The following is a 10258-nucleotide window of genomic DNA, read 5'->3' as shown; positions in this document are numbered from 1 at the left end:
TTGCGCCTAGCTAGATTGAGGTTTTATCATGGGAAAAGTAACAGGTTTTATGGAATACCAGCGCTTGCAAGAAGCGAGCGAAGCGCCTAAGACGCGCTTGAAGCATTACAAAGAATTTTTGATGCATCTGGACGATGGTCAAGCCAAGATCCAAGCGGCACGTTGCATGGATTGCGGTATCCCGTTTTGTAATAACGGCTGTCCAGTTAACAATATCATCCCTGATTGGAATGATCTGACTTACAACGGCAATTACCAACAAGCCTTGGAAGTGCTGCACTCGACGAATAACTTTCCAGAGTTCACCGGAAGAATTTGTCCTGCACCTTGCGAATCCGCTTGCACACTCGGCATCAACGAACTGCCTGTCGGCATCAAATCGATAGAACATTTCATCATCGATAAAGGTTGGGAAAACGGTTGGGTCACACCACAAATTCCTGCACAAAAAACAGGAAAGAAAGTCGCGATCGTTGGCTCAGGTCCAGCAGGTCTGGCTGCTGCTCAGCAGTTAGCTCGCGCAGGACACGATGTGACAGTCTTCGAAAAGAATGATCGTGTTGGTGGTTTGCTGCGTTATGGTATTCCAGATTTTAAAATGGAAAAATCGCACATCGACCGCCGCGTTGAACAAATGCAAGCAGAAGGTGTGACTTTCCGCACTAGCGTTTTGGTGGGTAAAGATTTTCCATCGACTATCACTAACTGGGCGAAAGAAACCGTCTCCCCAGATGATTTGAAAAAAGATTTTGATGCCGTGATCGTAGCAGGTGGTGCAGAAGTGCCACGTGATTTGCCTGTGCCCGGTCGTGAACTCAAAGGCGTACATTTTGCAATGGACTTCTTGCCATTGCAAAATAAGGTGAATGCAGGAGACAAGATCAAAGACCAATTGTCCGCTAGTGGCAAGCACGTCGTGGTCATAGGTGGTGGTGATACAGGTTCCGATTGCGTCGGCACCTCCAATCGTCATGGCGCAAAATCAGTCGCTCAATTTGAACTGATGCCACAACCGCCAGAAACAGAGAACAAACCGTTGGTATGGCCATACTGGCCAACTAAATTGCGCACCTCTTCTTCACACGAAGAAGGCTGTGATCGCGATTGGGCGGTGGCGACTAAACGTCTAGAAGGCAAGGGCGGCAAAGTAGAAAAACTGATCGCCTGCCGCGTTGAATGGAAAGACGGCAAGATGTCGGAGGTCCCCGATTCTGAATTCGAAATGAAAGCAGATTTGGTTCTGCTGGCGATGGGCTTTGTCTCACCAGTCGCCCAAGTCTTAGACGCCTTCGGTGTCGACAAAGACGCACGCGGCAATGCGCGCGCTACCACGGATGGCGAAGGCTGCTACAAAACCAACGTAGAAAAAGTCTACGCAGCAGGCGACATGCGCCGTGGACAATCGCTGGTCGTATGGGCGATCCGTGAAGGCCGTCAATGCGCGCGTGAAGTTGATGTGTTCTTGATGGGTGAATCCGTCCTGCCGCGTTAATAAGTCAATTTCTAATGCACAATTAGTTTTTGCGTAGTACTCAGTTTAAGCTTAAGGTTGCCCTCCAATGTGTCTTTTGTTAGATGTGTTGGAGGGTTTTTTTTATTCTATTAGGAATTGGAAAATTCATATTTACTTCAAGGCAAAAAGCTTTAAGATGCTATGTATATTTTGTAGATGACAAGGAATGAAAATGCGCTTTCAAATACATAGCTTGAAAAGTGTGAGTTTGGGATTAATGCTTGCTGGTAGCGTTTGCGCGCAAGAAATAACGAAAGTGACTGCACTGCAGCCGCTTGACGCACAAGAAGCTAAGAAACTAAAAACACCTTATGAATTTCGCGTTGCTAGTTTTGCGCAAGACGAAGGTTCGTATGGGAGTGGAGCCTTGGTATTGTTGGTCAGCAACGATACCAACACGGCAGTAATCAATTTACAAGGCGTTCGTACTGAATTGAAGGCGATGCAAAGCGTTGTGACGCCAATTTGTACAACGGGAGCGACACGCCAACAAATTTATGCCAAAGATCAATTGCGCCTGATGGTGAAATTTACATTGAAGGCGGGTGCTGAAGCCTGTTGGGCTGAGGGATTGGTGTCTATCCGTACCGACAGACACACGAATCGTTATTTGGTCAAAGGGGTTAGTGGCCTGTAATGGTACCAGCAGCTAGCCTTATAAATAGGCAAGCAACCGCTCGCGAGTCCAAAGCCTATTGGCATAAATCAATGCGCAAACGCCGATGATAAGCACACCAACCACATAGTTTTCGTTCATGGTGAAGATCGCTGTTTTTAATGGATTCATTTGCTGCAAATAGAAGTAGCTGGTGACAGCTGCTGCCATTACTAAGCAAGTCATAAACAAATAAAACAAGCTGCGCTCTGGTTTTTTACTTCCCCGAATTACCAGACCTATGCAGAATGCACAGACTAATTCGACGACCAAGGTGGCAATGCTGAACATGGACGCGTATGTCGTGCGCTGTAATATCTTTGGCATGTCAAAGAGTATCGTCGAGCCATACAAAAGAATAAACAGGATCAACGCCCAGTATCCGTAGTACGTCACACTCGATAGAAGTAAATGATTGGCTATGCGACCTTGTTGAAAATTGTTTGGCAATAGTATAAAACGCCAATGCAGGTCTTTTACCACGATGTAGGAGCTGGAAAACGCGGCGAACGCGACTAAGAGAGTCAAGTGAACTAAGTTCACCGATGCTCGCCATTCCAACAAGAAATTAGAGCTAAGCAAGAGAAACCAGATCAATCCTGCACTTCTAAATATTTTGTCTGATGTTGTTAGCGGATCTTTCTTCTGCCTCATACGCAATGAGCCAAGGTCGGTAAATCGATAGTAGAAGTGGCGCAGCTTGCTGATGAAACCTAGTTCCTTCAATTGTAAAAATAGAGATTTTCCCTTGTTCTCTGGCGGTTTTTCCCAGTACAGCAGTGCACCATGAACTAGTATTGGCCATGTCAGTATTGCAGGGAAATGCCATTCCCATGACGCATCTATCCATTGCTTAATTCCTGGACCTAAAATGATATACATCACGTACGATGCTACCGCAAAGAGTAGCAAGTAGCTTCGGCAATTCAGATAATTATTGAATGCCAATGACAAAGAAAAACCAGCGGCTAAACTCAATGAGGCCATTGCCAACAACGCTGTCGTAGGGAATAAACTTCGATGGCTGAGCTCCAATACGCTTATCGCGAAAAACACAATAGTCAGTAGTAAGCTTGCACGCGTCAAAATGGCGCGCTGCCAGGCTTGCCATAAACGAATAGGTGTTTGTATGTGATGGAATACCCGTGCGCCAGTTAGCAAAACGCGTCCCCATTTTAGGCCGCCTATCATCAAACTGAACAGGCATATGCTGGCAAAGATAGTCGCATAAAATGACCACTGCTTGTCATTCTCATGCAGCAATAATATCGCGTAAACAGCGGTTAGTGAGGTTAGGAATAAATTCGCCAGATAGCTGGAAACGCTACGGGAATAAGTAAACGAGAATCGTGGTTTATCTGAATTAGACATGGTGGCCATCATCGCGAATTAAGAATTCAAGGCGATAAAAAGATCATCGAGGCCGTTGATGCTTGGCGCTGTAATGATGGCGTCGATATCAACACCAGTCGCTGGATTTGTCTTTGTCCAGTTGTTTAGAGTACGAATGTCTAGGATGAGCTGTTCGGCATTTTCAGCGATGCAAAGCGATTTTGGCAGCTTGAATAAGGACTTCGGCAAGATCCGAATAAACTCCAGAACCACATCCCATTCTTCAAATAGTTGTATTCTGCCGTCGCGCATGAAGGCGACATGTGACACCACGCGCTCTAAGTCGCTCAATAAATGGCTGGAAATGAGTATGGTGGGCGTGTATTCGGCATTGCTGTCATGCTGATCATTTTCATCGATAGAATCAGCGAAGAATGGTCGTTCATCTTGAAACAAAGAACGCATGAAGTCACGTCGTGTCATAGGATCGAGACTAGATACGGGTTCATCTAAAATGATGAGGTCAGGCTGATGCGCGAGCGCGAGTACCACCGCTAATTTTTGTTGATCGCCTCCCGATAGCTGGCTGACTTCGCGCCCCATAGGCAGACGCAAGCGCAGCGCCAATTCTATGGCACGTCGTTCGCGCCATTTAGGATAGGCTTGTCCTATCATTTTGATGTGTTTTTCAACGGTCAACCAGGGAAATAGATCGGCGGACTGTGCCACAAAGCCAAGTCGTTCGCGTATGGTATCGTCCATCTCTAAGACTGGTGTATCGAACATCTGAGCTTGCCCTTGCTGCGGCTTATGCAATCCAACTAGGCAACGCAACAGCGTCGATTTTCCACAGCCATTGGCACCAATGAGGCCCACTACTGCGCCGTGAGGAATCGCTAGATTGACATCTTGTAGTATCGATTTAAAGCTATAGGAAAAATGGAGGTTTTCGCAAGAAATCGCGACTTGCTTGGCGGCTGATGCTGTGGTCTTAGTCTGCATTTTTCTTACTCTCGTTCTCAATCGTTTTAAGCGCTTGCTCAAATAATTTCAACGCTTGCGCCTTTTCCAAACCAAGTTGATGAGCCACTTGGGCTGCATTCAACATTGCAGGCATGGCCAAATTGGTTTTGTCTTTTGCCGTATTGCGCCGCTCTGCTATCACCATGCCGACCCCGCGCATACGCACTAATACACCTTCGATCTCCAACATGTTGTAAGCCTTGCTGACTGTCATGGGATTAATTGCATGCTGCAAGGCGACCGTCCGCACAGAAGGCAATGTATCGCCTGTGCGTAACTGTCCGCTGGCAATAAAACGCTTCACCTGATCGATGATCTGGCGAAATATCGGTGTGCTACTAGAAGGATGGATGTCGTAGTTCATTGCGAATTAGTGTATCACTACGATAATACGCATGGCAATCTCTGATTGAGGTTTGCGAAAGTCAAAATTGGCATCATATCGCGCAAGGGTTCTGCCACTTTCGCTTCGCTTATTGCACCAATGGTCAAAGTGGAATTTCATCCGTGATGGCAAATCGGTGACGACGTTTGCGCTGGTCGCCTGTGCAAAGGCGTTCAGTATCGTCCAATCGAGAACGATGATGCGTGTTGGTTTCTTGATCGGATAGTCGAGGTTTGTTGAGTAAAATCAAATGTTTCGTCTTCTTTAACATTGTTTCACAATTCGAATTTCTCTATGGAAATTTTGAGACCTATAATCTGTCACAGCCGTATTAGCGGCATCAATCGAGCGTTGTTGGATTAATCAGGAGTTGGGTTTGGCTATACATATTTTTGCCCCTGGAAAACAGCTTATGCGCAACTTGCGTATGCCTGCGAAATTTTCCATCATCGTCCTTACATTATTATTTCCCTTGATGATGCTGCTTTACTTGTATGTGAGTAAGGCAAATGCAGACATTGAGTTTGCAGAGAATGAGTCAATTGGCGTCAGTTTTCATACGCAGCTTAATCCCATTATGGATGCTGTATTGCAACATCGTGGTCAGGTCTTATTGCGCTTATTGGAAATTGAAGATAAAGCTTTGTCGAATGAAGCGATCAGTAAGGTGGAACAGGGGTTCTCGGGCATTGAGAAAAATCTGCGGGTTGCCGATCCGTATAAGTTATTACCGCTGCTAAACACGGCACGCGAAGCTTGGGACGATGCGCAGAAATCGACTTACACCGAGACCGCGCAAATTACGGCGAAGTACACCAAGATCATTGACGCTTTAGTGGCGCTCAGTCGACTGATTTCAGAGTCATCCAATTTGGCACTCGACCCAGATGTCGATAGTTACTACCTGATGCTCGCCTCTACCGATAAATTGCCCAGCATGACTGCTAACCTGGCTCCGCTCAGGGGCTTAGTAGCCTATGTTGCAGCGAAGCCAGACCAGGCCGAAACGATTCGAGTTCGCATTGCCGCATTTATGGCGTTGATTAAACGTGATCGAGCGGATGGCAAGGACGCGTTGGAACGCGTCGTCAAGTTTAACCCAGTTGCAGTTAAAAAGATGAATCTTGACGTGTTCGAAATCACGGATGATTACTTGAAGCTCATACAAAAAAATATCATGGAGCAAGTTAGTGCTGATGCGAAGGCGATTTTTAACGCGGGTACTAATGTGATTGATCTCAATTCCAAGCTGACTAGCGATGCATTACAGGCACTGGATACGGCTTTGCATACGCGCATAGAACAATTGACCCGCCATAGAAACGCCATGTTGGCCGGTGTTATTTTTGCGTTGGCGATTGCAATGTATGCGCTCTATACGTTTTACATTACCTCAATGAGTGGTTTTAAAAGTATGTCGAAACGAGTCAATATGCTGGGGCAGGGCGATTTGACTAGTTCTAATGTCGCTGTCGGGCGCGATGAAATATCTGAGTCGATCAATATTTTCCGCACTAGTGTGCATGCTTTGTCGCAGATTGTTGCGGGCGTGCGAGAATCAGCTGAATCGATTAGCCATGCCACTTCAGAAATTGCCGCGGGTAATAATGACTTGGCAGAACGCGGCGCCAAAATTGCTGGAACGGTGCAGGAGACTGCGGAGAACATGGATTCTTTGGCGGCTAAGGTTTCGCATAATTTAGAAAACGCCAAGCAGGCCGATCAACTGGCTACGTCGGCTTTTCAAATCGCGACCAAAGGTGGTGCTATTGTTTCGCAAGCAGTCGATACCATGAAAAAAATTACGATTTCTTCTCGTAAGATTGGTGAGATTACAGAGGTCATTAATGGCATCGCTTTTCAGACTAATATTCTTGCGCTGAACGCGGCAGTAGAAGCGGCACGCGCCGGTGAGCAAGGACGAGGTTTTGCTGTCGTTGCCTCCGAAGTGCGTAGCCTAGCGCAACGGAGCGCTAGCGCGGCGAAAGAGATTGGTGATCTGATTCGTGATTCGATACAAGACATCGAATCGGGAGCACGTTACGTGAATGATGCGGGTAGCACGATGAAAGAGATTGTCGCGTCGGTACAAAATGTGACTTCTATCATGGATGAAATCACGCGTGAATCGAATGAACAATCACGTGAGATTAATGATATGGCGGAAGCAGTGCGCGAGGTCGATTCAAGTACGCAACAAAATGCTGCAATGGTCGAAGAAATATCCGCAGCAGTTATGTCTCTCGAGGAAAGAGCGAATTTCTTGGCAGAATCCGTGAAAACTTTCAAAGTGGACGAAGTGAAGTTACCTAAATTAATTGGCTATTAAATTCGACTATGGCAGTTTCTTAGGATTGCTTAAACGATCTTTGTAATATATAAAAACCACCAGATATCTGCTAGATAGTCCTGGTGGTTTTTCTTTGTAAACTTAAATATGCAAAGCATGCCCGAGAGCACGCAGCGCAGCTTCTTGTACGGCTTCACCTAAAGTTGGATGCGAATGGATAGTGCCCGCCACGTCTTCGAGGGTTGCCCCCATTTCGAGTGATAAACCAAAAGCTGTACTCAGTTCAGACACGCCTTTACCAACCGCTTGCCAACCAAGAATCAAGTGATTGTCTTTGCGAGCGACTACGCGCACAAAGCCATCGGTGGATTCTAGCGTCATCGAGCGACCATTAGCGGCGAATGGGAACATGGCGGTGATGTATTCTATGCCGGCGGCTTGCGCTTCTTGCGGTGATTTGCCGACTACGACTAATTCTGGATCGGTGAAGCACACGGCGGGTATCGAAGCCGGTGTGAAATGACGGCGTTTGCCAGCGATGATTTCTGCCACCATTTCGCCTTGTGCCATCGCACGGTGCGCCAGCATGGGTTCGCCCGCCACGTCGCCAATCGCCCACACATCACGCATAGAAGTGCGGCATTGATCGTCGATTTTAATCGCCCGTCCATTCATGTCTAGCATCAAACCTTCTAAGCCGAAACCTTGGGTACGTGGACGACGCCCAACTGCGACTAAGACTTTATCGCATGCGAGTTCAGATTCTTCACCTGCCGCATTTTTTACACGCACGGCATCGCCTGCTGTATTCAAACCTTGCACGGTTAAGCCGAGATGGACTTCGATGCCTAATTGTTTGAGCGCAGTTTTGACAACCTTGGTGAGCTCTTCGTCGTAGGCTGGCAAGATGCGATCGAGCGATTCTACTACAGCGACTTCCGCACCTAGTTTGCGATAAGCGATTCCGAGTTCTAAGCCGATGTAACCGCCACCGACGACGACTAATTTCTTGGGAATGTCGGTCGGCGATAGGGCTTCGGTCGAGCTGATGACTTTGCTACTGCCAGAACCAAAGGGCATGAAAGGAAGTTCGACTGGTGTGGAACCAGACGCGACCAACAAATGTTGGCAAGTGATGCGCGTGACTTCTTTGCCGTCTTGCATGACTGCGACGGTTTTGCCATCCAAAATCTGCGCCCAGCCTTTGACGACTTGCGCGCCATTTTTTTTCAATAATGCGCCAACGCCTGTGGTTAAGCGTTTGACGATGCCATCTTTCCAGCTCACGGTTTGCGCGATACTGATGCTCGGTTCGCTAACTTGTATGCCGATGGACGAGCCATGTGAGTAATGCTTGGCTTTTTCAAATTCCTCGGCGGCATGGATTAACGCTTTGGATGGAATGCAGCCGATGTTTAGGCAAGTGCCACCAAGTTGATCGCCTTCGATCAAGATGGTGGCGATGCCCAATTGCGCGGCGCGGATGGCAGCGATGTAACCGCCGGGACCACCGCCGATGACGACTAGAGTTGTGGATTGTGTTTGCATGATGTGTTCCTTGAAGCAGTTCTTTTAACGTCTTCTAAAATAGGGATGAAGTCAAAATCAACGTATCAACATAAAGGCGTCGCTCCTGCGCAGGCAGGAGCCCAGTGGCTTTGGTTAATTGACCAACGAAGCTGGATTCCTGCCTACGCAGGATTGACATCAAAACTGTTACGCTTATCTTCTAGACTCGCAGTCTTACTCAATAAACAGCGTCGCCGGACATTCCAAATAGCTACGTATCGTTTGAATAAATTGCGCTGCATCCATGCCATCAACCACACGATGATCGAAGGACGACGATAAATTCATCATCTTCCGTGCGACCACTTGGCCATTGCGTATCATTGGACGCTCTACCATTTTGTTCACGCCGATAATCGCTACCTCAGGTGAATTGATAACCGGTGTCGACACAATGCCGCCTAAAGCGCCCAGACTGGAAATTGTGATCGTCGAACCCGATAATTCTTCACGTGTCGCTTTGCCTATGCGTGCAGCTTCTGCCAGTCTGCCCATTTCATTCGCATTACCCCACAAATCTCGTGCTTCGGCGTGACGCACCACAGGCACCATCAAGCCCGCAGGTGTTTGTGCTGCAATGCCTAAATGGACGGCAGCAAATTGTGTGACTACACCGGCTTCATCATCGTAACGCGCATTAATTTGTGGATAGTCACGTACTGCTAATACGACTGCGCGCATCAATAGTGGCAACAAACTCAGTTTGCCTCGCTCTTTGCCCCATTTCTGATTGAGCTGAGTGCGCAGTGCTTCTAGTTCGGTGACATCGACTTCTTCGACGTAAGAGAAATGTGGAATCCGACGTTTGGCATCCTGCATTTTTTGCGCGATTTTGCGACGCAGACCGATGACGGGAATCGCGGTTTCTTCGTGCAGTTCGCGATAGCTGTTGCCGCCAGAAGCGATTGGTGCAGATCCACGTGCGACGTAGGCGTCTAAATCGTCTTGCGTGATGCGACCTGCTGCGCCAGTGCCAGGAACGAATTGCAATTCCACACCAAGATCCCAAGCACGACGACGTACTGCTGGCGAGGCGATAGGTTTTTCACCGTTGGCACGTGCTGCGCTTGGAACGCTGCTGCTGGTTTTTGGTGCTGAAGTGGCGGCTGCTGCAGGAGCTTTTACAGGTGCTGGAGTAGCAGGCTTCTCAGCAATCGCCGCAGGGGCAGGCGCGGCGACAACTGGTGCAGCCTTCGCTGGAGCTGGTGCTGGCGCCGCCGAGGCAGCATTCGCATCGACGTTACCAGCACCTTCAACTTCAATACGAATCAACTCCGATCCCACTGCCATCACTTGACCAGCAGCACCGCCAAGCGCAATGACCTTGCCATGCACAGGACTAGGAATTTCGATTGTGGCTTTGTCAGTCATGACATCGGCCATGACTTGATCTTCGGTGATCATGTCGCCGACTTTGACATTCCACGCGACTAACTCAACTTCTGCAATACCTTCGCCGATATCCGGCATTTTAATGACATGAATACCCAT

9 protein-coding genes are annotated in these 10258 nt (G+C 47.9%); 3 read left to right on the top strand and 6 right to left on the bottom strand.

The genetic code is table 11. The features are described from left to right. Nucleotides 1-28 precede the first annotated feature (28 nt). Nucleotides 29-1492, top strand: coding sequence for a glutamate synthase subunit beta (locus ACO0KW_RS08700; RefSeq protein WP_423052659.1), 1464 nt, complete (start codon nucleotides 29-31; stop codon nucleotides 1490-1492). Between the two features lie 193 nt (nucleotides 1493-1685). Beyond that, nucleotides 1686-2150: a hypothetical protein gene (locus ACO0KW_RS08695; protein ID WP_423052657.1), complete on the top strand. Its 465-nt coding sequence runs from the start codon at nucleotides 1686-1688 to the stop codon at nucleotides 2148-2150. A gap of 18 nt (nucleotides 2151-2168) precedes the next feature. Here ACO0KW_RS08695 and ACO0KW_RS08690 read toward each other — a convergent pair whose 3' ends face one another. The 4 genes from ACO0KW_RS08690 to ACO0KW_RS08675 form a co-directional block, all read right to left on the bottom strand. After that, the gene (locus tag ACO0KW_RS08690) at nucleotides 2169-3539 is read right to left on the bottom strand and encodes a hypothetical protein (RefSeq protein ID WP_423052655.1); all 1371 of its coding nucleotides are present in this window, start codon (nucleotides 3537-3539) and stop codon (nucleotides 2169-2171) included. Nucleotides 3540-3557: 18 nt separating this feature from the next. Then, on the bottom strand, nucleotides 3558-4502 hold the full coding sequence (locus ACO0KW_RS08685; protein ID WP_423052653.1) for an ABC transporter ATP-binding protein: 945 nt from the start codon (nucleotides 4500-4502) through the stop codon (nucleotides 3558-3560). Further along, a complete protein-coding gene (locus tag ACO0KW_RS08680; protein WP_423052651.1) occupies nucleotides 4492-4887 on the bottom strand; it encodes a GntR family transcriptional regulator in 396 nt (131 codons plus the stop codon). The genes ACO0KW_RS08685 and ACO0KW_RS08680 overlap by 11 nt, the downstream gene beginning before the upstream one ends. 124 nt (nucleotides 4888-5011) lie before the next feature. Next, a complete protein-coding gene (locus ACO0KW_RS08675) occupies nucleotides 5012-5179 on the bottom strand; it encodes a hypothetical protein (RefSeq protein WP_423052649.1) in 168 nt (55 codons plus the stop codon). Between the two features lie 141 nt (nucleotides 5180-5320). On the opposite strand from ACO0KW_RS08675, the gene ACO0KW_RS08670 reads away from it, so the two are divergent. Next, a complete protein-coding gene (locus ACO0KW_RS08670; protein WP_423052647.1) occupies nucleotides 5321-7237 on the top strand; it encodes a methyl-accepting chemotaxis protein in 1917 nt (638 codons plus the stop codon). 102 nt (nucleotides 7238-7339) lie between these two features. Here ACO0KW_RS08670 and lpdA read toward each other — a convergent pair whose 3' ends face one another. Both lpdA and ACO0KW_RS08660 read right to left on the bottom strand, forming a co-directional pair. Further along, entirely contained in the window at nucleotides 7340-8749 is a 1410-nt protein-coding gene (lpdA, locus tag ACO0KW_RS08665) for a dihydrolipoyl dehydrogenase (protein WP_423053448.1), read from the bottom strand. Between the two features lie 192 nt (nucleotides 8750-8941). Continuing rightward, entirely contained in the window at nucleotides 8942-10258 is a 1317-nt protein-coding gene (locus ACO0KW_RS08660; RefSeq protein ID WP_423052645.1) for a dihydrolipoamide acetyltransferase family protein, read from the bottom strand.

Source organism: Undibacterium sp. Ji22W (assembly GCF_049340305.1).
In the GTDB taxonomy this organism is placed as follows: domain Bacteria; phylum Pseudomonadota; class Gammaproteobacteria; order Burkholderiales; family Burkholderiaceae_D; genus Undibacterium.
The sequence above is the reverse complement of the archived record's forward strand: the minus strand, read 5'-3'. Positions and strand labels throughout refer to the sequence as shown.

Excerpts from the sequence above, each read along its gene's own strand:
- ACO0KW_RS08660 (WP_423052645.1), bottom strand. The coding sequence starts at position 10,258 with ATGGGTATTCATGTCATTAAAATGCCGGATATCGGCGAAGGTATTGCA.
- ACO0KW_RS08670 (WP_423052647.1), top strand. The coding sequence starts at position 5,321 with ATGCGCAACTTGCGTATGCCTGCGAAATTTTCCATCATCGTCCTTACA.
- ACO0KW_RS08695 (WP_423052657.1), top strand. The coding sequence starts at position 1,686 with ATGCGCTTTCAAATACATAGCTTGAAAAGTGTGAGTTTGGGATTAATG.
- ACO0KW_RS08690 (WP_423052655.1), bottom strand. The coding sequence starts at position 3,539 with ATGTCTAATTCAGATAAACCACGATTCTCGTTTACTTATTCCCGTAGC.
- ACO0KW_RS08675 (WP_423052649.1), bottom strand. The coding sequence starts at position 5,179 with ATGTTAAAGAAGACGAAACATTTGATTTTACTCAACAAACCTCGACTA.
- ACO0KW_RS08685 (WP_423052653.1), bottom strand. The coding sequence starts at position 4,502 with ATGCAGACTAAGACCACAGCATCAGCCGCCAAGCAAGTCGCGATTTCT.
- ACO0KW_RS08700 (WP_423052659.1), top strand. The coding sequence starts at position 29 with ATGGGAAAAGTAACAGGTTTTATGGAATACCAGCGCTTGCAAGAAGCG.
- ACO0KW_RS08680 (WP_423052651.1), bottom strand. The coding sequence starts at position 4,887 with ATGAACTACGACATCCATCCTTCTAGTAGCACACCGATATTTCGCCAG.